The organism is Fodinicola feengrottensis (assembly GCF_010993775.1).
GTDB classification, from domain to species: domain Bacteria; phylum Actinomycetota; class Actinomycetes; order Mycobacteriales; family HKI-0501; genus Fodinicola; species Fodinicola feengrottensis.
The window spans coordinates 15940-36454 of record NZ_WOTO01000079.1 but is presented as its reverse complement, the minus strand read 5'-3'; the positions used below and the strand labels follow the sequence as shown (position 1 = coordinate 36454).

Annotated in this window: 23 protein-coding genes and 4 pseudogenes; 4 read left to right on the top strand and 23 right to left on the bottom strand. The window is 67.3% G+C overall.

Going from position 1 to position 20515, the window contains the following annotated elements; all coding sequences use genetic code 11:
- Nucleotides 1-135 precede the first annotated feature (135 nt).
- Nucleotides 136-318, bottom strand: a complete 183-nt coding sequence (locus GNX96_RS43900) for a hypothetical protein (RefSeq protein WP_163573391.1) — start codon at nucleotides 316-318, stop codon at nucleotides 136-138.
- A 128-nt stretch (nucleotides 319-446) separates the two neighbouring features.
- Here GNX96_RS43900 and GNX96_RS43895 point away from each other — a divergent pair, with 128 nt between their 5' ends.
- Entirely contained in the window at nucleotides 447-1244 is a 798-nt protein-coding gene (locus GNX96_RS43895) for a bifunctional 5,10-methylenetetrahydrofolate dehydrogenase/5,10-methenyltetrahydrofolate cyclohydrolase (RefSeq protein WP_163573390.1), read from the top strand.
- 67 nt (nucleotides 1245-1311) lie between these two features.
- Here GNX96_RS43895 and GNX96_RS43890 read toward each other — a convergent pair whose 3' ends face one another.
- Both GNX96_RS43890 and GNX96_RS66590 read right to left on the bottom strand, forming a co-directional pair.
- Nucleotides 1312-1977 carry a DJ-1/PfpI family protein gene (locus tag GNX96_RS43890; RefSeq protein WP_163573389.1) on the bottom strand — a complete coding sequence of 222 codons (666 nt, stop codon included), beginning with the start codon at nucleotides 1975-1977 and terminating at the stop codon, nucleotides 1312-1314.
- 15 nt (nucleotides 1978-1992) lie between these two features.
- Nucleotides 1993-2881: pseudogene (locus GNX96_RS66590) on the bottom strand (SDR family oxidoreductase).
- 325 nt (nucleotides 2882-3206) lie between these two features.
- On the opposite strand from GNX96_RS66590, the gene GNX96_RS66585 reads away from it, so the two are divergent.
- A complete protein-coding gene (locus tag GNX96_RS66585) occupies nucleotides 3207-3587 on the top strand; it encodes a TetR-like C-terminal domain-containing protein (protein ID WP_163573387.1) in 381 nt (126 codons plus the stop codon).
- On the opposite strand, the gene GNX96_RS59890 is transcribed toward GNX96_RS66585, so the two are convergent.
- The 5 genes from GNX96_RS59890 to GNX96_RS43860 all read right to left on the bottom strand — a co-directional run bounded on the left by GNX96_RS59890 (nucleotide 3550) and on the right by GNX96_RS43860 (nucleotide 6466).
- Complete coding sequence (locus tag GNX96_RS59890; RefSeq protein WP_390624316.1) at nucleotides 3550-4200, bottom strand: MFS transporter; 651 nt, start codon at nucleotides 4198-4200, stop codon at nucleotides 3550-3552. The genes GNX96_RS66585 and GNX96_RS59890 overlap by 38 nt on opposite strands.
- A 53-nt stretch (nucleotides 4201-4253) precedes the next feature.
- Nucleotides 4254-4757, bottom strand: coding sequence for an MFS transporter (locus GNX96_RS59885; RefSeq protein WP_279583111.1), 504 nt, complete (start codon nucleotides 4755-4757; stop codon nucleotides 4254-4256).
- Nucleotides 4744-4872, bottom strand: coding sequence for a hypothetical protein (locus tag GNX96_RS59880; RefSeq protein ID WP_279583110.1), 129 nt, complete (start codon nucleotides 4870-4872; stop codon nucleotides 4744-4746). Before GNX96_RS59880 ends, GNX96_RS59885 begins: the two co-directional genes overlap by 14 nt.
- A 17-nt stretch (nucleotides 4873-4889) precedes the next feature.
- A complete protein-coding gene (locus GNX96_RS43865) occupies nucleotides 4890-5318 on the bottom strand; it encodes a helix-turn-helix domain-containing protein (RefSeq protein WP_279583109.1) in 429 nt (142 codons plus the stop codon).
- Between the two features lie 95 nt (nucleotides 5319-5413).
- Nucleotides 5414-6466: an SDR family oxidoreductase gene (locus tag GNX96_RS43860; protein WP_163573386.1), complete on the bottom strand. Its 1053-nt coding sequence runs from the start codon at nucleotides 6464-6466 to the stop codon at nucleotides 5414-5416.
- A 150-nt stretch (nucleotides 6467-6616) separates the two neighbouring features.
- Here GNX96_RS43860 and GNX96_RS59875 point away from each other — a divergent pair, with 150 nt between their 5' ends.
- On the top strand, nucleotides 6617-7033 hold the full coding sequence (locus tag GNX96_RS59875) for a LysR family transcriptional regulator (RefSeq protein ID WP_279583108.1): 417 nt from the start codon (nucleotides 6617-6619) through the stop codon (nucleotides 7031-7033).
- Nucleotides 6979-7386: pseudogene (locus tag GNX96_RS59870) on the top strand (LysR substrate-binding domain-containing protein); the annotation flags it as partial. The gene GNX96_RS59875 and the pseudogene GNX96_RS59870, both read left to right, overlap by 55 nt.
- A 141-nt stretch (nucleotides 7387-7527) precedes the next feature.
- Here GNX96_RS59870 and prcA read toward each other — a convergent pair.
- The 15 genes and pseudogenes from prcA to GNX96_RS43780 form a co-directional block, all read right to left on the bottom strand.
- Nucleotides 7528-8371 (bottom strand): annotated as a pseudogene (gene prcA, locus GNX96_RS43850) (proteasome subunit alpha).
- Between the two features lie 50 nt (nucleotides 8372-8421).
- On the bottom strand, nucleotides 8422-9261 hold the full coding sequence (gene prcB, locus GNX96_RS43845) for a proteasome subunit beta (RefSeq protein ID WP_163573385.1): 840 nt from the start codon (nucleotides 9259-9261) through the stop codon (nucleotides 8422-8424).
- A gap of 111 nt (nucleotides 9262-9372) precedes the next feature.
- Nucleotides 9373-9579, bottom strand: coding sequence for a ubiquitin-like protein Pup (locus GNX96_RS43840; RefSeq protein WP_163573394.1), 207 nt, complete (start codon nucleotides 9577-9579; stop codon nucleotides 9373-9375).
- 119 nt (nucleotides 9580-9698) lie between these two features.
- Nucleotides 9699-11205 (bottom strand): annotated as a pseudogene (dop, locus tag GNX96_RS43835) (depupylase/deamidase Dop).
- Between the two features lie 112 nt (nucleotides 11206-11317).
- Nucleotides 11318-11602, bottom strand: a complete 285-nt coding sequence (locus tag GNX96_RS43830) for a hypothetical protein (RefSeq protein ID WP_163573384.1) — start codon at nucleotides 11600-11602, stop codon at nucleotides 11318-11320.
- On the bottom strand, nucleotides 11599-12432 hold the full coding sequence (locus GNX96_RS43825; protein WP_163573383.1) for a hypothetical protein: 834 nt from the start codon (nucleotides 12430-12432) through the stop codon (nucleotides 11599-11601). Before GNX96_RS43825 ends, GNX96_RS43830 begins: the two co-directional genes overlap by 4 nt.
- Nucleotides 12365-13444, bottom strand: coding sequence for an NB-ARC domain-containing protein (locus GNX96_RS43820; protein WP_163573382.1), 1080 nt, complete (start codon nucleotides 13442-13444; stop codon nucleotides 12365-12367). The genes GNX96_RS43825 and GNX96_RS43820 overlap by 68 nt, the downstream gene beginning before the upstream one ends.
- On the bottom strand, nucleotides 13441-14079 hold the full coding sequence (locus tag GNX96_RS43815) for an AfsR/SARP family transcriptional regulator (RefSeq protein WP_163573381.1): 639 nt from the start codon (nucleotides 14077-14079) through the stop codon (nucleotides 13441-13443). The genes GNX96_RS43820 and GNX96_RS43815 overlap by 4 nt, the downstream gene beginning before the upstream one ends.
- 247 nt (nucleotides 14080-14326) lie before the next feature.
- A complete protein-coding gene (locus tag GNX96_RS43810) occupies nucleotides 14327-15079 on the bottom strand; it encodes a VC0807 family protein (RefSeq protein WP_163573380.1) in 753 nt (250 codons plus the stop codon).
- A gap of 115 nt (nucleotides 15080-15194) precedes the next feature.
- Nucleotides 15195-15740, bottom strand: a complete 546-nt coding sequence (locus tag GNX96_RS43805) for an acyltransferase (RefSeq protein WP_163573379.1) — start codon at nucleotides 15738-15740, stop codon at nucleotides 15195-15197.
- Nucleotides 15741-15888: 148 nt separating this feature from the next.
- Nucleotides 15889-17688, bottom strand: a complete 1800-nt coding sequence (gene arc, locus GNX96_RS43800) for a proteasome ATPase (protein ID WP_390624314.1) — start codon at nucleotides 17686-17688, stop codon at nucleotides 15889-15891.
- Between the two features lie 169 nt (nucleotides 17689-17857).
- Nucleotides 17858-18463 (bottom strand): hypothetical protein, encoded by a 606-nt coding sequence (locus tag GNX96_RS43795; protein WP_163573377.1) that lies wholly within the window; start codon nucleotides 18461-18463, stop codon nucleotides 17858-17860.
- Nucleotides 18453-19382, bottom strand: a complete 930-nt coding sequence (locus tag GNX96_RS43790; RefSeq protein ID WP_163573376.1) for a tRNA (adenine-N1)-methyltransferase — start codon at nucleotides 19380-19382, stop codon at nucleotides 18453-18455. The genes GNX96_RS43795 and GNX96_RS43790 overlap by 11 nt, the downstream gene beginning before the upstream one ends.
- 38 nt (nucleotides 19383-19420) lie before the next feature.
- Nucleotides 19421-19603 carry a hypothetical protein gene (locus GNX96_RS43785; protein WP_163573375.1) on the bottom strand — a complete coding sequence of 61 codons (183 nt, stop codon included), beginning with the start codon at nucleotides 19601-19603 and terminating at the stop codon, nucleotides 19421-19423.
- Nucleotides 19603-20514: a site-2 protease family protein gene (locus GNX96_RS43780; protein ID WP_163573374.1), complete on the bottom strand. Its 912-nt coding sequence runs from the start codon at nucleotides 20512-20514 to the stop codon at nucleotides 19603-19605. Before GNX96_RS43780 ends, GNX96_RS43785 begins: the two co-directional genes overlap by 1 nt.
- Between the last annotated feature and the right edge of the window lies 1 nt (nucleotide 20515).

Here is a 20515-nt window from a genome sequence, read left to right as displayed (position 1 = left end):
CGGCTGCCGAGATGGACCGGAAATACCAGGCGGTCGCCTCGTCGGTCGTCGCCGTGACGATGGCCAGACGCGCCGGAGTCCCGGTGATCCCCGCTCTGATCGCCGCAGCCAACGCCGTACCCGACAGGGAAATCGTCATGGCGCGATTTCCCGTCGCACGGCCGTGGTCAGGTCTTCGGCGCGTACCAATAAATCGTCGATATCCGCCGCCGGGCCACGGTTGATTTCCACATTCACCCGCGAGATAGCGGTCGTCGCCGTGACGATGGCCAGACGCGCCGGAGTCCCGGTGATCCCCGCTCTGATCGCCGCAGCCAACGCCGTAGGGCGGCGGCCGCTATCTCGCGGGTGAATGTGGAAATCAACCGTGGCCCGGCGGCGGATATCGACGATTTATTGGTACGCGCCGAAGACCTGACCACGGCCGTGCGACGGGAAATCGCGCCATGACGATTTCCCTGTCGGGTACGGCGTTGGCTGCGGCGGCGATCAGAGCGGGGATCACCGGGACTCCGGCGCGTCTGGCCATCGTCACGGCGACGACCGACGAGGCGACCGCCTGGTATGTCCGGTCCATCTCGGCAGCCGCCGCAAAAGTCGGCATCTCCTGCGAAGTAGTCGAAACCAAGGATGTCGCTGGCACGCTTTCCGAGCTTGGCAACGACATCCATGGCATCATCCTCGCGACTCCGGTGCCTGGTGAAGTGCCGGCAGCAGAGTTCGCGATGGGCATTCCGCCAACCAAGGACGTCGACGGTGCGAACCCCGTCAGCCTCGGACGGCTCGCCGCCGGACTACCGGCTTTCGCACCCGCCACCGCGGAAGCCGTCGTACGGCTGCTCGAGCATCACCACATCGAGATCGCTGGCCGCCGAGCCATGATCGTTGGCCGGTCGACCGTGGTAGGCAAGCCATTGGCGCATCTGCTGCTCAACCGGCACGCCACCGTCACGGTCGCCCATTCGCGTACGCCCGATTTAGCGGCTGTCACGCGAGAAGCAGACATCCTGATCGCGGCAGCCGGACGAGCCGGATTGATCGGGCCCGATCACGTGCGCCCGGGCGCCGTGGTGATCGACGTGGGCACGAACCCCACCGCTGACGGCGGTCTCGTGGGGGATGTCGATCCGGCCGTCGCCGACCGCGCCGGCGCGCTGAGCCCCGTTCCCGGCGGCGTCGGACCGGTGACCACCGCGCTGCTGCTCAGCCACACCGTGGACGCGGCTAGAACTGCGGCGCACTAGGGCGCGTCTCCTCATCCCAGGCGGCGAGGGCCGAGCCCAAACGCCGCCTGGGATGAGGAGACGCGCCCTAATCAAAAACCATCGGCTGAGGGTGCTCGATCTGCGCGGCCATCGATGCCTCCGCGAGCTGGCGGACCTCGGGTGACGCCTTGCTGATGTGCCCGGCGTCGTACGGCGGCCGTGGGTCGTATTCAATGAGCAGCTGTACGGCCTCGGCCTGCTCCTGACCGGCGATCTGGCCGGCCAGCCAGAGCGCGAGGTCGATGCCCGCCGACACACCGGCCGCGGTGACGATCTTGCCCGACCGCACGATCCGCTCGTCCGGTCGCGGCTCGGCGCCCAAACCCGGCAACGCTGCCATTGCCGCCCAGTGTGTCGTCGCCGGGTGCCCCTTGAGGATGCCGGCCGCCCCGAGGATGAGCGCGCCGCTGCACACCGATGTTGTCCAAGTCGTCGTCTTATGGACCTCGCGAAGCCAGTCGAGCAACTCCTGATCGCCCATCTCGGCGAGCGTGTTGGCCGCTGCGCCGGGCACCAGTACGAGATCCGGCGCGGGGGTGTCCGCGAGCGAGTGTGTGGTCACCAGGCTGACGAGACCGCTGTCGACCTTGAGAGAACCGGCCTTGACGCTGACGAACCGTAGATCGACACCCGGGAGGTTATGCAGCACCTCGTACGGGCCGATGGCGTCCAGCATCGTGACGCCCGGATAGAGCACGATCGCGATCTGCATGGTATTTCTCCCTGGTTAGCGGTCTGTGATGGCGGGGCTGGGCGTGTCCTTGGCGGGGCCGGCGGGCATCTGGGTCGCGACCAGGTAGGCGCGGAGGGTGGCCGGGAGGTACGGGATGACGGACGCGAATCGGGCGTCGCGGCCGATCAGGTAGCGAGGGCGTGGGTTGGGGCGTTCAAGCGCGCGTACGAGCACCCTGGCGGCGGCTTCGGGTGCGAGACCGTTGCCTCCGCGCTCCTCGGCGGTGTTGATCGTCGCCTCCATCGCGGCGCCATAGTAGCGGCGAGCCTCGACGGGTAGGCGGTCGTAGAGCGCGCGCCCCGCACTGACAGCGGTGCTCCAGATCTCGGTCGCGATGGTGCCCGGTTCGACGAGGATGACCTTGATGTCGGACGGTTTCAGCTCCGCGCGAAGGCTGTCGGCCAGGGCGGCCAGCGCGAACTTGCTCGCGCTGTACGCACCGAGAGCGGGCTGGCGACCCGGCCGCGATCGAGCCGACGAAGACCACTCGGCCACGAGTCTTTCGCAACTGCGGCAGGAAAGCCTGCGTCACGGCCAGCTGACCGGTCAGGTTGACCTCCAGCTGCCGGCGGAAATCGTCCAGCGGCAGAAACTCAAGCGGTGCGCCGATCGCGATGCCCGCGTTGTTCACGACAGCGTCCAACGGCCCGGCCGCGCCGAGGTGGCCGGCCGCCGCGTCGATCGACGGCTGGTCGGTCACATCCATCAACACCGGCTCGCCGCTTGCACCGAGCTCCTTGCGCAGACTCTCGGCGTCCTTCTCGCGGCGGACCGCCGCGTACACGTACCAACCTCGTTCGACCAGCTCTTTTGCCGTGGCCCGGCCAATGCCGGTGGACGCTCCGGTGACAAGTATGCGGCGGCTGCTGGTCTCTGCTGGCATCGGCTCGACCTCTCAATGTTTACGTCGGCAACATGCTCGAGGAAAGCAGCTGATGTTTATCATGTCAACATGGCACCCGAGGGATATCACCACGGCAACCTCCGGCCGGCGCTCGTCCAGGCCGCCCGGAACTGCTGCTCGCGGACGGCCGCGACAGCGACCCGTCACTGCGCGAGGTGGCACGCAGGGCAGGCGTCAGCCACGCGGCTCCTTATCGACATTTCGGCAATTTCGCGGCACTCCGCGAGGAGGTCGCGGCTGCTGTGATGCGCGACCTGGCCGCCGCGATCCGGTCAGCCGGCCGCGCGCCGGCGACCACCCGGAAATGGCACTGCGCGCCGCGGCCACCGCCTATCTGCGCTACCAGCTCAGCCATCCCGGCGAGGCGAAGCAGTTCATTGAGCGTAACCACGCCGATATTCCGGCCGACTCCCCCGCCCTGGCCGCCGGCGAGGATGCACTTGTCGCTCTTGGCGAGATTCTCTATCGCGGCCAGCAATCGGGGGTGTTCGTCGACACGGATATCGAGCTGTTGGTGAAGACATGTTGGGCCTTGGTGCATGGCGTCCACATGTTCGTGACCATCGGAAAGTACGAGCGAGTCAGCCCGGCGAAGGCGAGTCAACTGGTCGACCCACATCTGGACCTGCTGCTGTCCGGAATCCGCGTCACAGGTGCGCCGCCCGCAGCCGCCACATCGAAATAATCGCCGCTACCGCGCAGATTCCGCCGCATGCCGCGAAGAAGACGCCGATCCCCCAGCCTGCCGCGATCAGGCCGGTCAACGGGAAGAGCAGCGGACTCAATCCGAGCGTACAGAACGTCGTGACGGCCGTGACTCGTCCCAGATACCGCGGCTCAGCCTCTTTCTGGATCAGCGCATTGCTCAGGACCATGGTGCAACCACTGGAAAACCCGAGCAGGCCAGCGATGGCGATCGCGACGAGCTGGAAGTTCAACAGCCCAATGACAGTCACCAGAACTGCCGTGATCACCAACGACAACGCCATCGTGAGTCCAGCTCGCCTGATACCGCGGACAGCACTGAGCACCACTGCGGACGCCGCACCGCCGACACTGAAGGCGCTCAGAATCCAACCCAAGATCGACGCGTTCCAGTGATGTTCTTTGACAAACAGCACGAGCCCGACGGCAACCGGGCCACTGAAACACATTTCGCTCAGTCCGATGACAATGACGAGCGGCACCAGGCTGCGCTTGCTGCGCAGGTGATTCAGGCCCGCACGGAAATCCTTCCAGGGCGACTCCCGCTTTTCTGGAGCACGTCGGTGTACGCGTACGGTCAGCAAAACCGCCAGTGACAGCGCGAAAAGTACGCCGGAAACGCCAAACGCGCCGGCCGCTCCGCCGATCAGCGCGGCCGGCGCGCCAGCACCGGGCCGATGGCGTTGCTGGCGCGTACGCCGAGCATGCGCAGGCCCTGCACTCGAGAAAGCTGATCCGTCGTGGTCATCGAAGCCGGCAACGCACCGACCGCTGGCATGAAGAGAGCGTCGACCGTGCCGAAGGCCAATGCCAGCACCACCAACAGCCACACCTCCAGCTGACCGAAGAAGATGACGGCCGCAGCGGCCAGAATGAGTACGCAGCGGACAAGATCGCTGCCGATCACCACCAGCCGAGGGCCGAAACGATCGGCCACCACTCCGCCGCCCAGCATCAGAATCGCCCTGGGCACCGACCCAGCGGCCAGAATGACGCCCACCCCGACCGGCCCACCGGTACGGGCCGCGGCCCACGACAGCGCCACGAAATAGACGAGATCACCGGTCACCGAGGCGGTGTATGCACCCAGCCAGCGCAGGATGTTCGGGTCTCGATGGGCGGCGATCGTCCGGTTGTCAGTCAGTAGCAATCCGGGGCTCCAGCAGCGGGTACGCCTGCAACTGCACCGAAACCGCGGTCTCGCCGGTGGGCGCGTCGCGATAGCGGTTGATGACCGCTACCAGCTCACTTTTGAGGCTGTTCAACGCATCTGGCGTGATCGTCAGGGTGTAGTCGCTGAAAATGCTCGCGCCATACCAGTCCTGCGGGAGCAGCGGACCTGGCCGGCGAGGGTGCGCAGGGTGTCGGCGTACGCGAGGACCAGGGCTTGCGCGTACGCACGGCCTGCCTCCTGGTCTGGTGACTGGGCGGGGTCGTGGAACGAGGTCCGGTGCAGGGCGCGCCACCAGCGATCGCGGCCGGTGCCCCGCTCCTCGTCTTCGTCGATGAGGTCGCCGGCGGCGAGTTTGCGCAGGTGGTAGCTGGCGGCTCCGGAGTCGATCCCGAAGATCGCCGCCAACTGTCGTCCCGTCGCCGGCCCGTGGTGACGGAGGTGGTTGAGCAGGGCCAGGCGCATGGGATGGGCAAGGACTCTGAGGGTTGCCGTGTCGAGGGTTACGTCCTTGTTCGGATCCGGTTGCAGCACGTCCATGCGCCCAGTCTAGAACACGAACGGTTATTCGCGAACAGTTCTTCGGCTTTATCTTGCGAGTGCCGGAGCCACCGCGCCACATCACAGACAGACCACTAGGGGATCAGGCGGCGCTTGCGGAATTCAGTGAAGAGGGACAGGAACATTTTCTCTGTGTCCACGAACTCATGGAAGCCGAGCCGCCGCGCCTTGGTGCCATCGGCGAAGAAGTCATAGTCCCACCCGAAGACGAAATCACCGAACGTCCACGACGACACGTCTGAGTACGGGTGCGGCTCGAGGTCGTGTTTGGCGACCATCGCGTTCCAGAGGGGTTCCTTGTCGGCCATGACATCGGCGAGTGACAGGTGCAATGGCGGGGCGACCTCCAGGTCGAAGAAGGCGGCGATTTTGGGCCACAGGTCGTTCCAGCGGAAGAGGTCACCGTTGTTGATGTTGAAAGCCTGGTTCGCTGCCCGGTCGTCGGTCGCGGCCCAGACAGTCGCGCGAGCGAGCAGGCCGGCGTCGGTCATCTCCAGGAGGGTGTCGTACGCGCCGGCCTTACCGGGGAAACGCAGCGGGATACCCAACTCCTTCGACATGGCGGCATAGATCGCGATGACCATGGTCAGGTTCATCGGGTTTTTTCCCAGCCCGAACCCACAAACTACCGACGGGCGCAGCGCGGACCAGGTCCAGGTCTTGCCCTTCTGCGTACGTTCAAGGAAATCCTGCTGGTCAATGTTGAATTCCGGCGGCATGTGGTTCGCGTCGCTCTCCTTGGCCGGCGTCTTGAACGGGCCGAGATGCGCGCCGTAAACCTTGTAGCCCTGCATCAAACTGACGTGCCGCAAGCCAGCCGCGACCGGCTCGATGGCCTCGACGACGTTCACCAGCATCGCGAGATTTGGTGGAACCAGCTCGGCCCAGGTCGGGCGGTCCTGGTACGCGGCATAAAAGACGTGCGTCACGTCGCTCAGGTCGGCGAGTTTCTCGAAGGTGTCCGTACGATCCAGCAGGTCGACGGAAATATTCCGCAGGTGCGCCGAAGAAGGACCGCCGCGACGCGACAGGCCGACCACGTCCCAGTCGCCCAGGTCCAGCAGGTGGTCGATCAGGTTGCCGCCGATGACTCCGCGGGATCCAACGACCAACGCGACCTTACTCATTCCGGCACTCCAGACTTGTGTTCGACAGTCACAAAATCAGCGGCGAGTACGGCGGGCGCGGAGTCCGACAGTTGACTCATGGGACAAGGATGCCGCGGAAGCACCGATAGGACAAAGTCTTGTTTCTCACTGGAGCGATAAGATCTGTTTATGACGACGCTCCGGCAGCTTGAGTACCTCGTCGCGGTGGTCGACGAAGGCTCGTTCACCCGGGCCGCCGAGCTGCTGCACGTCACCCAACCAGCGCTTTCCCATCAGATTCGCGCACTCGAACAGTCGACCGGCGGATTTCTGCTGGAACGGCTGCCGAGGTCGGTACGGCTCACCCCAATGGGTCGGGCCATGCTCCCGCACGCTCGCGCCGCGCTCGCCGACGCCGGCCGCGCCCGTACGGCCGCGAGGCAGGTCGCCCACCTCGAACAGGGCGAGCTCCGTCTCGCGACGCTGTATTCGGTCAGCCTCGGCGTCCTGCCGCAGCTCTCAAAGCGTGGCGGCAGGAACACGGCGACGGGATCGCGATCCGGCTGTTCGAGCATCGCCACGCCGACGAGCTGGCGGCCGCCATGACCGCCGGTCAAGCGGATCTCGCCGTCGGGCCAGCGCCGGCGGGGTGGGCCGGTCCGGTGCGTGACCTCGGCGTCGAGGAGTTTGTCGTGGTCGTGCCACAAGACGATCCAGTAGAGGACGAAAACGGGACCATCGCGCTCAATCAACTTCAGGACCGCGACTGGGTGCACTACGCGCCCAGCAACGGACTCGCCGATATCCTCAACCGGCACTGCGCGGCGGCAGGTTTCCAGCCACGGGCAGCCGTACGCACCGAGCAGACCGCGGCGGCGCCGGTCCTCGCCGCTGCCGGGCTCGGTCCAGCGTTGGTGCCGTCGAATGTGCTGTCGCCGCACTTCGATGGCAGGGTGTTGAGACCGGAGCCGCGGATCCTGCGGACCCTGACCGCCTACACCCGCGACGAAACCCGACCCGATCGCCGCCGCCTTCATCGAGATTCTCAAGGCCAACGCCAAAATCCGCTAGACCAAGGCTCAGCTTCTAGAACCCAGCTTCTAGGACTCAGCCGGAGTGTCGCCAGTGCCGGCCGTCTCGTCCGGCTTGCCGGCTGGTTTCTTGGCTGGCTTCTTCCCTGGAGTCTTCGCCTCAGCAGTCGCTGCCTCAGGGGTTTCCGAATCAGGGGTCTTCGGCTCGGCGTTTTCGCCGAGCAGCTCTTCCAACCGGCTGTTGCGGACCCGCGGCGGAACGCGCGGCCGGTGCGGTGGCGATCCAGGATCGCGACCTCCAACTGCTCGGCCTTCAGCTGCCGAGGCGAGCCGTTCTCGCCACCGACGCTGCCCAACGCCTTCACCGCGAGCTGGAGAGCCTCGGCCAGCTCCAGAGTGTCCTGATGGCCTTCCTTCAGCACCGTCGAAATGCTTTCCGGCTGGCCGCCCATCGTCACATAGCCGGGTTCGTCGCCGACTGAGAGCCGTCGTACGTGATCCGGTAGAGCTCGTCCTCGGCGGCGGTGGCGCCCACCTGAGCCAGGCAGACCTCCACCTCCAGCGGCTTGGACTGCTCGACGAACAGTGAGCCCAGCATCTGCGCGTACGCGTTGGCGAGGAACTTGCCGGTCACGTCGACCCGGTCGTAGTTGTAGCCACGCAGGTCGCAGATCCGGACGCCGGCCATCCGCAGGTTCTCGAACTCGTTGTAGCGACCGACCGCGGCGAAGCCGATCCGATCGTAGATCTCGGACACCTTGTGCAGCGCGGACGAGACATTCTCGGCCACGAACAGCACACCGCCGGCGTAGCTGAGCACGACGACACTGCGGCCGCGGGCAATGCCCTTGCGGGCATACTCCGAACGGTCCCGCATGATCTGCTCGGGTGACGCGTAGAACTGCATGGCCACGGTTGGATCGGCTCCTTCTGCTGGTCGGACTCGGCCGTCGAGGCTGCTGGTCAGCCGCCGGGGTTGGCGGTCCGGTCCTGGACCACCGTCCGCGTCAGGGCGGCGATGGTGTCCCCGTCGATCTCGCGGGCCCCGTCGATGTCCACCTGGAACACCAGCGGGAAGATCTGCCGACCGAGATCGGGTCCGCCGGTCGCGGTGTCGTCGTCGGCCGCGTCGTACAAGGCCTCGATCGCCAGCCGGACCGCCCGATCTCCGTCAAGGTCGTCACGGTAGAGCTTCTTCATCGAGTTGCGGGCGAAGATCGAGCCCGAACCGACCGAGTGGAACTTCTGCTCTGGATACGGCCCGCCGGTCGGGTCGTACGACCAGATGCGACCGCTGCTCGCCGGGTCGGCGGCATCCGGGTCGATGCCGGCGAACAGCGGCACCACCGCGAGCCCCTGCATGGCGGCGGCGAGGTTGCCGCGCACCATGTTGGCCAGCTTGGTGGCCTTGCCGGAGAGCGACAGCATGACGCCCTCCATCTTCTCGTAATGCTCCAGCTCAACCTGGAAAAGCCGGACGAACTCCAGGGCGAGGCCCGCGCTGCCGGCGATGCCGATCACCGAGAACTCGTCAGCGGGGTAGACCTTGCGCATGTCGCGGTTGGCGATCATGTTGCCGGCGGTGGCCCGCCGGTCGCCGGCCATCACCACGCCGCCGGCATATTGCAAGGCGACGATGGTGGTGCCGTGCGCGCTCAGATGGCCAGCGTTCCCGGGCGGCATGGCCCGCCGGCCGGGCAGCAACTCGGGCGCGACCTGACCGAGCAGATCGGTGAACGACGACGTGCCCGGGGTGCTGAAGGATTCCGGCAGGCGTCCGTACGAGGCGGAACCAGCAGCCACGTGGGTTCTCTCCTATGGGTCGGCGGCTTCAACGAGCTTGCAGACGATACCGGTCGCGCCGGCGGTGGTCATGCTACGGGCGGGCCGAAACGCCCGCCCGCGGCACGGCCCCTACTGGCCGCCCTTCTGGACATAACCACGGACGAACTCCTCGGCATTCTCCTCGAGCACCGAGTCGATCTCGTCCAACACGTCGTCGACGTCGTCGGAGAGCTTTTCGTGCCGCTCGGCGACCTCAGGATTCGCCTCCGGCGCCGGCGTTTCCTCGTCCTCGACGTTCCTGCGGTGCTGCTGACCGCCACTCTCTCGCGTTGCCATCGGCACTCCCGGTGTCGGCTTGAGCATCAACGTCCTGACCCAAACGATATCTCGCCGAACCGACAACGCCATGCCGCGCAACGCAATCCGGCGCCGCCTTCGCGAACGAGCGGCTGGGGTTAGCGCGAACCGGTGATGGCGTCGATCAGCTGCTCGGCGGTGTCACAGCGGTCTAGCAGGTCCTTGACATGGGCAGCGGTGCCGCGAGTGGGCTCCATCATCGGCACCCGTACGAGCGACTCGCGGCCCACGTCGAAAATCACCGAATCCCAGCTTGCGGCCACCACCGAGGCGCCGAACTTACGCAGGCAGCGACCCCGGAAATATGCCCGGGTCTCCTCCGGCGGGTTGGTGGTGGCCGCGCGAGCACCTGCTCCTCGGTGACCAGCCGTTCCACCGCATCCCGGGCCACCAGCCGGTTGTAGAGCCCCTTGTCCGGCCGCACGTCCGCATACTGCAGATCGACCAGCTGCAGCCGGGACGAACCCCAACCGAGCCGGTCGCGGTCCCGGTAGCCCTGCAGCAGCCGCAGCTTGGCCACCCAGTCCAGCTCGCGGGAACACTTCATCGGGTCGTCGCCGAGCCGCTCCAGCACCGACTCCCACCGGTTGAGCACATCCACGGTCTGCTCGTCGGCGTCCGTTCCATACCGGTCCTCGACGAACTTGCGGGCCCGCTGGCAGTACTCGTGCTGGATCTGCAGCGCGGTCAGCCGGCGTCCGTCGCGCGCATCCGGACCTGGTGTTTGAGCGAGACGTCATGGGAAATCCGGTGCAGCTCGCCGACCGGCTCGGCGATGCCCAGGTCATCGGGCAGGAACCGGGCCTCGATCATCGCCAGCACCAGCGCTGTCGTGCCGACCTTCAAATACGTCGACACCTCACAGAGGTTCGCGTCGCCGATGATGACGTGCAGCCGGCGATACTTGTCGGCGTCCGCGTGTGGCTCGTCGCGGGTGTTGATGATCGGCCGCTTGAGGGTCGTCTCCAACCCGACCTCGACCTCGAAGTAGTCAGCTCGCTGGGACAGCTGGAAGCCGTCCTGCGACCCGTCCTGTCCGATGCCGACCCGGCCGGCCCCGCAGATCACCTGCCGGGTCACGAAAAACGGTGTCAGGTGGGTGACGATCTCGGCGAACGGCGTTTGCCGGCTCATCAGGTAGTTCTCATGCGAGCCGTACGAGGCGCCCTTGTTGTCGGTGTTGTTCTTGTAGAGCTGCAGCGTCGGCGCGCCGGGCACCGAGGCGGCCCGCTGGGCGGCCTCGGTCATCACCCGCTCGCCGGCCTTGTCCCACAGCACGATGTCCAGCGGCGACATCACCTCGGGCGTCGAATACTCCGGGTGGGCGTGGTCGACGTAGAGCCGGGCACCATTGGTCAGGATCAGGTTCGCCAGCCCGAGGTCCTCGTCGGCCAGCGCCTCGGCCGGGTCATACAGCGCGCCGCCGAAGGTGAAGCCGCGCGCGTCGCGCAACGGCGACTCTTCCTCGTAGTCCCACCGGGTCCGGCGCTGCCGGGTCAGCTCCTCACGCGATCCGTACGCGTTCACGACCAGTGAGGAGGTGACCATCGGATTGGCCTGCGGCTGGCCGGGCACCGCGATGCCGTACTCGACCTCGGTGCCCATTACCCGTCGTGTCGTCACTACAACAGCCTAATAGCCGGCACCGACCGTCGCGCCGGTGTGTGGGTGATCTGACGAGCCGCAGGTTGTGAAGAAAACCCCCCTAGCAAGGGTTTTATGGCTGTCTATCCAGTTCGGCCAGCAGATCCCGGACGGTGTCCGCGGTCGGATCGCCTACCCATAGGAAAAGGTCGTACGCCTCCCGCCATGCCGTCACGGCGCGGTCGACCTCGCCGGCCACCCGCAGCGACCGTCCGTAGTGATAAAGCACCAACGCCTGCCAGGGGATGGTGTGGATCTCCCGGGTCAGTGCGAGCGCTTCCCGATAGCTCGGCCAGGACAGCTCCGGCTGGCCAGAGCTCTCCAGCGCCTCCGCGTACGTGTCGAGGGCGGCCGTCATCCGGACGCGATCGCCCAGCTGCCGGAAGGTCTCCACGGCGAGCTGGCCGTGCGCGATCGCCGCATCGAACTTTCCCGGCGCATCTCGGCGATCGCCAAATGATTTTGAGCATCCCCGCGCACGGTCAGGTCGACGTCGGCGCGGCTCAGCAGCAACACCCTTTCCAAGGCCGCGCAGGCGAGGTCGTTCTCGCCAATAGCCGCCAGCCCGTTGGCCATCCGGACCAGCGCGAACGCCTCGTACTCGACCGACCCGAGGCGGATGAAGAGGTCCACCGCGTCGGCGCCGGCCCGCAGCGCCCTTTCCAACTGGCCGATCCATCGATAGACGACCGCCAGGAAGGTCAGGCAAAGGCCTTCCAGCATCCCGGCACCGATCTCCCTGGCCGCCGCCAACGCCCGCTCGTACAACCGGGGCAGGTCGTGCCGGTAGCCGGTCAGCCAGAGGAAGTCCCAGATGGCGAGGCTCAGCAGCACTGTCTGCCGGGTCCGGCCGGAGTCCGGTCCAGCGCTCGCGATCCGGTCGATCAGGGACAGGATGGTCCGCCACTGCCCCTCGAACCAGGCGGTGGCGTCGTCATATCCGGCAAAGTCCGGCACCGGGTCAGGACCGGCCGGCGGCGACGGCTTCTCGATAAAGCGGTACGTGGTCAGCTTCGCCCGCGCGTTGACGGCAGTCCGCAGATACCAGTCCAGCAGCCGATTCTCGGCGGCCTCCCGGTCGCCGTCGGACTCCTGCAGCTCGGCCCGCTCGCGGGCGTACTCACCGAGCAGGTCGTGGAACTCGTAGCGGCCGGGCGTCGGGTTCGCCAGCAGGTGAACGGCGGTCAACTCGTCCAGCAGCTGGCTGGCCGGCCGAACACACGAGACCCGCCAAAGCCGCCGCCGCGCAAGCGCTGAACTCGGTGCCCGGCGACAGGCCGAGCAGCCGGAACATCCGGGCCGCGCTGTCACTCAAGGCGTTGTACGACCACGAAAACACTGCTCGCAGGTCCGTGGAGACACCGTCGTCCGCCGACAGTGCGTCCAGCCGGGACCGTTGGGCGCGCAGGTCCGCTGCGACCTCGGCGAGCGGCTCGTCCAGCCGCCGGGCGGCGTACTCGGCCACCACCCGAAGGGCCAGCGGCAGCCGTGCGCACAGGTCCACGACCTCTACCGCCGCGGCCGGGTCGTGTCGTACCCGTTCCGCGCCCAGCACCCGATGCAGCAGGGCGACGGCGTCCATGTCGTCGAGCAGGCCGAGGGTGATCCGTCGGGCGCCCTCGCGGACCGCCAGGCTGCGCAGCTGCCGACGGCCGGTGATCAGCGCCAACGACCCGCTGCCGGGCAGCAACGGCCGGACCTGTTCGCTGTCGCGGGCGTTGTCCAGGATGACCAGCAGCCGGCGCCCGGCCAGCTCGCTGCGCAGCAGCGCCGAGCGGGCGTCCAGGTCCGGCGGGATCCGGGCCGCCGGCACGCCCAGCGACCGGAGCATGAAATCCAGCGCGCCGGCCGTTTCGACCGGCTTCTCGGTGCCGTATCCGTGCAGGTTGACGTAGAGCTGGCCGTCCGGGAAGTGGCCGCTGACCCGATGCGCCCAGTGCACCACCAGCGCGGTCTTGCCAATCCCGGCTGGCCCGTCGACCGCGGCGGTGACGACCCGGGCGTCGATCGTCTCGTCGACCAGCTCGTCGAGGACGGCGAGGTCCGCGGCCCGGCCGACGAAGCCGGCGATGTCCGGCGGCAGCTGGCGAGGCGTCCAGGCGCCGGCTGGTACGGGCGTGGCCTCGGCGGCGTCAGCCGGCGCCGGCTCGTACGCCGCGGCCGTACCGTCCTGCAGGATCGCCTCCCGCAGCACGGTCATCCGCGCCGGCCGGGATCCAGCCCGAGTTGGCCGCGGATCACCTTGGCCGCTTCCTCGTACGCGGCGAGCGCATCGGCTCGCCGGCCAGCTCGGTGCAGCGCCAGCATCAGCCGCTCCCAGAGCGTTTCGCGGAGCGGATACCGGCTGACCATCGAACGTAGCTCTCCGAGCACCTCGCGGTGCCGCCCGGCGGCCAAGTCGATGTCGAGCCGGCGCTCCAGTGCCCGGAATCCTTCCTCGACGATCCCCGCCGCGTCCGCTTGAAGCCGGACCGACGGCAGGTCGGAAAGCGGCTCGCCGGCCCACAGCCCGATCGCCTCCCGGAGCAGGTCAAGCTCGGCGTAGCCATCGCCCTGGGCGGCCACTTCACGGGCCCGTGACACCAGCTCGCGGAACCGGATCAGATCGGTGGTGCAGACCTGCGTTCGCAGCCGGTAACCCGGGCCGGACGTCTCGATCAGGTCCGCGCCGAGCAGCCGGCGCAGCCGGGTGACCAGCGTCTGCAGGCTGGCCCGGGCCTGCCGCGGCGGCTCGTCCTCCCAGACGCGGTCGATCAGCGTGTCAATCGGCAGCACCCGCCCGGCGGACAGGGCCAGCGCAGCGAGCGCGATCCGCTGCCGGCCGCGGACCGGCACGAGGGCGCCGTCGACGCGTACGCTCGAACGGCCCCAACAGCCGGCACTCGGTACGCCCTCGCATCCGCACCCCCGCTGACGGTTTCGACGACCGGAATCGTCCCACAATCATGAGACGAATCGATTTAGTCGTCACGTCCCCACCGGCGGTTTCGACCGCGGCGGAAGGATCGTAGGGCCAGCTGGCCCCCGCCTTTGGCCGGGAACGTTCGCAGGTTGGTCGCCTGGGCGGGCCAGGTGAACAACGTCACCGCCAGTGGTACGAGAAACGAGCCGGCCGGGATGATCCGGTCGGCTCGTTTTCTCGTACGGTCAAACGACGGCTGCCACCTGGTGGGCGTTGCTGACCTTGAAGCTGCCGGTCCGGCGCTTTCACGTACCACATCATCCAAACGATCAGCGGGCCGATGAAGAAGAGGCCGAACACCTGCGCGAGGCCCGCCATCACGTCGATCGGCAGCAGGTAGACCAGCGGGATCCGGATCGCCGCCTCCAGCAGCAGACCGCAGCCCCACACTGTCGACAGGACCCGGAAAGTGTGTCGTACGGCCGGCTCGGTCTGCCAGCGCTGCTCCCACTGCTGAGCCTTCTCCGGCGTCGCCGAGGTGAATCGGCGGGCCGCGTGGAAGATGACCGGCTTCCCGATCACCGTGCTGATCAGGAAGATCGCGCCAACCACGCTGGTACCAATCGAGTCCTTCAACAGCAGGAAACGCGCGTCGCCGGTGAGGAACGACAGTCCGAGGCTGACCCCGAACGTGCCCATCATGAAGACCGCGAAACCGTCCAACCGGCGTGCCTTGAGGGCAACGTAGACGATCCGGAGGCCGGCGACGACCGTGCCGGCCAGCAGTGCGACGTACTGGTCGGCGCCCAGCATGCGAAGGCCGTAATACGCCACGATCGACAGCCCCATGTCCAAGAACAGGGAGATGACCATCGCCTTTCGAGCGCTCTTCGCGGCGCTCCCGGTGGCGGTCTGTGCGACTGGCTCTGTCATCTGGGTCTCCCCGTCGAATCGGCTGATGGGGAGAACACTATGGACGTTTTCGTTGCTGTTCTTCGGTCCTCGGGTGGGTCCGCCAACCTCCACCCGCGGGTGGAGGGCTCCACCCTCAGGCTTTGAGAACGCCGTCTTCAGGACGCTCCGACGCGCGGGAGACGACATCGCCGTCGCGGTTCACCCAGGCGACCGGACGGGCCGGGTTACCCACTACCAGTCGGTACGCCTCGACATCCTTGGTGACGACGGCGCCGGCGGCCACGAACGCGTACTCACCGATCTCCACCCCACAGACGACCGTCACGCCGCCGCCGATGATGGTTGCGCCGCGGCGTACGAGCGTGGGTGTCACCGTCCAGTCTTCTTCCTTGGCGGCGCGCGGATTCAGGTCGTTCGTGAAGACCGCGGACGGGCCGACAAAAACCTCGTCTTCCAGGGTCACACCGACGTAGACCGAGACGTTGTTCTGAATTTTGCAGCGGTCCCCCACCACCGCACCCGGGTCGACATACACGTTGCGGCCGAGATTGCAGTCCCGCCCGACCTTCGCGCCGGAACGTACGTACGAGAGGTGCCACACCTTCGTACCAGCGCCGATCTGCGCGCCCTCGTCGGCGCTGGCGGTCGGGTGGATGTACGGAGCCTCGGTCGTCGTCATGAGTTCATTGTTTCGGACGCTGCCGGCGCACCTGCCGGGTGGCTGTCCGATTGTCACGGGCGAGAGCATCTGCCCAGCTCAGCAAGGCGGCGGTGTCGCAATCGGATTCCGATTGCGACACCGCCGGCAGGCGGCTATCCCAACGGCTCTACAGGTATTGGCCGGTGTTGGCGATGGTGTCGATGGAGCGGCCGGCCTCGGCGCCCTTGCTGCCGGTGACGAGCGTCCGGATGTAGACGATCCGCTCGCCCTTCTTGCCGGAGATGCGGGCCCAGTCGTCCGGGTTGGTGGTGTTCGGGAGGTCCTCGTTCTCCCGGAACTCGTCCACGCACGCGTCCAGCAGGTGCTGCATCCGCAGGCCCTTGCCGCCGGTGAGCAGGAAGTCCTTGATCGCCATCTTCTTGGCCCGGTCGACGATGTTCTGGATCATCGCGCCGGAGTTGAAGTCCTTGAAGTAGAGGACTTCCTTGTCACCGTTGGCATACGTGACTTCCAGGAAGCGGTTCTCGTCGGACTCGGTGTACATCCGCTCGACGACCCGCTGGATCATCTCGCCGACGGTGGCCTGCCGGTCGCTGCCGTGCTCGGCCAGGTCGTCGTGGTGCAGCGGCACCGACGTGGTGATGTATTTGGAGAAGATGTCCCGGGCCGCCTCGGCGTCCGGGCGCTCGATCTTGATCTTCACGTCGAGCCGGCCGGGGCGCAGGATGGCCGGGTCGATCATGTCCTCCCGGTTGGAGGCGCCGATCACGATCACGTTCTCCAGGCCCTCGACGCCGTCGATCTCCGACAGCAGCTGCGGCACGATGGTGTTCTCCACGTCGGAGGACACCCCCGAGCCACGAGTACGGAAAATCGAGTCCATCTCGTCGAAGAACACGATGACCGGGGTGCCCTCGGACGCCTTCTCCCGAGCCCGCTGGAACACCAGCCGGATGTGCCGCTCGGTCTCGCCGACGTACTTGTTCAGCAGCTCCGGGCCCTTGATGTTCAGGAAGTACGACTTGGCGTTGCGATCGCCGCCGGCGCCCTGTTCGCCGCGCACCTCGGCGACCTTCTTGGCCAGCGAGTTGGCGACCGCCTTGGCGATCAGCGTCTTACCGCAACCGGGCGGACCGTACAGCAGGATGCCCTTGGGCGGGCGCAGCTCGTGCTCGCGGAACAGGTCCGCGTGCAGGAACGGCAGCTCGACGGCGTCCCGGATCGCCTCGATCTGGCTGGCCAGGCCACCGATCGACGTGTAGTCGATGTCCGGCACCTCTTCCAGCACCAGCTCCTCGACCTCGGACTTGGGGATCCGCTCGTACACATATCCGCTGCGGGTCTCCATCAGCAGCGCGTCGCCGGCCCGGATGGGCGTGTCCTTGAGCGAGTCGGCCAGGTAGACCACCCGCTCCTCGTCGGCCCGGCCCACCACCAACGCGCGGTCGGCGACGCCGTCCGCGTTGTGCAGCAGCTCCTTGAGGCTGACGATCTCGCCGGCCCGCTCGAAGCCGAGCGCCAGCACCACGTTCAGTGAGTCGTTGAGCAGCACTTCCTGGCCCTTGGCCAGCTGGTCGACCTCGACCGACGGCGACACCGCGACGCGCAGCTTGCGGCCGCCGGTGAACACGTCGACCGTGTTGTCCTCCTGGAGCTCCAGGACAACCCCGAAACCGCTCGGTGGCTGGGCCAGCCGGTCGATTTCCTCCTTGAGCTGGATGATCTGCTCGCGCGCGTCGCGCAGCGTGGACACCAACTTCTCGTTCTGCTCGCCGAGCCGCGCCACATTCGCGTGGGCGGCCGCGAGCCGTTCCTCGATCCCGCGGACATGCCGCGGCCCCTCGGTCAGCTTCCGGCGTAGGAGCGAAACCTCCTCCTGCAGGAACCCGATCTGCGAGTTGAGGTCCTGGACCTCTCTCTCGTACCGCGCAGCACGAGCCGAAGCGTTCTCCCGGTCATCCGACACGAGCACTCACCTCCCTGACGGGCATCCCCTTCGGGATACGGCCCAGTTAAAGCCTAAACGGTTCCACGACCGCATGCTGGCAGCCGCACGCCCAGATCGTTGCAGGAAAGCGTTTCCACTCGGTTACCGAGCGCCATTGAACACGCCCCGGCCGACCAAATGTGGCCAATTACGGAGCGGAGCCGGGCATACCGGACCCTACCCGGGTGGCGACCAGCCGGACGAACTCCTGAACACGGCGGACCTGGCCCTCGCCGCCGTTGGCCACCGTCTTGGCGAACCGGATGGCGTCGTGCCTGATCACCGTGGCCGTCCCTTCCGGCTGCTCCAGTTGTTCGGCCTCATCTAGCGTACGAAGGAGGACATATGCCTCGATCTCGGACACCTTGCTGACGCCGTCGTCGTCCCGCGTCAGGTGCCGCCGAGTGCCCACCTCGGCCACCGAGGCCAGCGGGGTGATCCGGACGGCGGAGGTCATCGCACCCATCCCAGCATCCGGGACATCCTCGCCGTGCCACAGCACCAGCCGGTCGCCGTCGCAGAGCACGACCTCCTGCCAGACCTGGCCGCCGTCGAGCACCACCCGCTCCAGCGTGAACCCGAGGACCGGCCGGTCGCCGAGCACCGGGGTGAGGTCCTCCAGGGCCAGCTCAGGGTCACGCAGGTAAGCCTTCGCGGCCTCCGCGAGGTCGTTGTAGGGGGACCAGTCCGGAAACACGACACCGTCGAGGCTGGAGCTTCGCCGGTCGTCGTGGTCGCGGGATTTACCGAACATCCGAGCCCCCAGTCGTACGGTCGTCTTCGGCCACCCTAGCGGCGGCCGCACTGCGCTGGGCTTGGTACGCCTCGACGCCCTTGGAGGGCTTGCGCTGCCGGCGCGGCATCGTGACGCCGTCGGCCAACCGGCGTGCGGACACCAGAAACGCGGTGTGGCCGATCATCCGGTGCGACGGGCGGACCGCGAGGCCCTCCGCGCTCCACTCTCGTACGAGCGTTTCCCAAGCCCTGGGCTCGGTGAACGACCCGTGCTCGCGCATCGCCTCGACGACCGCGGACAGCTGGGTCGTGGTCGCCACATACGCCACCAGTACGCCGCCGGGGATCAGCACCTGGCCGATCGGGCCGAGCACCTCCCAGGGCGCCAGCATGTCCAGAATGACCCGGTGCACGCTGGCCGGCTCCAGATCGTCCGCCGCGCCGGTCACGTCGCCGACAGTCAGCCGCCAGTTGGACGGGAGTTTGCCGAAGAAGTTCTCCACGTTCCGACTCGCCACCTCGGCGAAATCGGCCCGTCGCTCGTACGAGTGCACCTCGCCCTCCGGCCCGACCGCGCGCAGCAACGAGCAGGTCAGCGCGCCGGAGCCGGCGCCGGCCTCCAGCACCCGGGCGCCCGGGAAGATGTCGCCCTCGGACACGATTTGGGCCGCGTCCTTGGGATAGACCACCGCGGCGCCGCGCGGCATCGACAGCACGTAGTCGGCCAGCCGCGGCCGCAAGGCCAGGTAACCGGTAGCACCGCTGGACGTGACAACGCTGCCCTCCGGGGCACCGATGAGGTCGTCATGCGCCAGCGCGCCGCGGTGGGTGTGGAATGTCTTTCCGGCTTCCAGTACGACGGTGTGCAGGCGCCCCTTGGGGTCGGTGAGCTGCACCCGGTCGCCGGGTTGGAAAGCGCCGCCGTGGCTGCTTGTCAACGTGCCTGGCCTTCTGTTCGATTGGTGGAAAAGCCGTCTTACTTTACGGTCTGGTGCGGGTCCAGCACGTCCGCGATGGACCGGGCCGCGAGCACGCCGACGACCTGACCGCCGGCCACTTGCCCGCTCGGGGAGAGCTCGCTGACGACCAGATACTCGGTGGCCGGGGCGGCCTGCACTGCGCGGATCATGTCCTCGCCGGCGAGGGTGGCCGGCAGCACTAGCCCGGGCGCAAGGCTACGGGCCGCCGACGAGACGGGCATCCACGGGCGGCGATCCTCCGGTGTCGCGGCGACTGCCTCGCCGGACACGATCGATCGATTCCGGCCGGTTTTCCGAGTCGACCACGACAATGCCCGGCCGGCCGGCCTCGGCGGCCCGCCGCAGCGCCTCCGCCAGCGGCAGGTCGGCCGGCACCAACAGCGCGCCGGCGCTGCCATCCGGCCGGCATGCAGCAACCCGAACCGGTCGCCCAAGGTGCCCGCCCGGATCGCCTGCGTCGCACCGTTCCACAGGAACCAGGCGATTGTGAGCGTGAAGAGCAAGCCGAAGGAGAACGCGTGGCGCCGTTGGTCACGCCGAACAACGCCACCCCGACGACAGCGATCGCGACGACCCGGCCGACCCAGCCGGCGACCCTGGTGCTGAGGAACCGGTTCGAGGTGACTTTCCAGACGACCGCGCGCAACATCGTGCCACCATCCAGCGGCAGTCCCGGCAGCAGGTTGAAAACCCCCACATACAGGTTCGCCCAGGCCAACTGGAGAATGAACGCCTGCGTCAAAGCCAGTTGCGGGCTGATCAGGAACGCCGCGACGCCGCCAATCACGCCCAGCACGAGGTTCACCGCGGGTCCGGCGAGCGCGATCACGAAGTCGACGCCCGGCCGCCGGTCCTCGGCATCGGTCTCTGTCAGACCGCCCAGCATCCACAGCGTCATCGCGTAGACCCTGATCCCGTACGCCTTGCTCGCGAGCGCGTGCCCGAGCTCGTGCAGAAACACCGATCCCAACAGCAGCAGCACGAAAACGAAGGACACCAGGTAGGTCTGCACGGTGTTCAGCGTTGGAGACGTGTACCGGACCCAGCTGCCGTACGAATAGACGAGAATCGCGGCGATCACGAACCACATC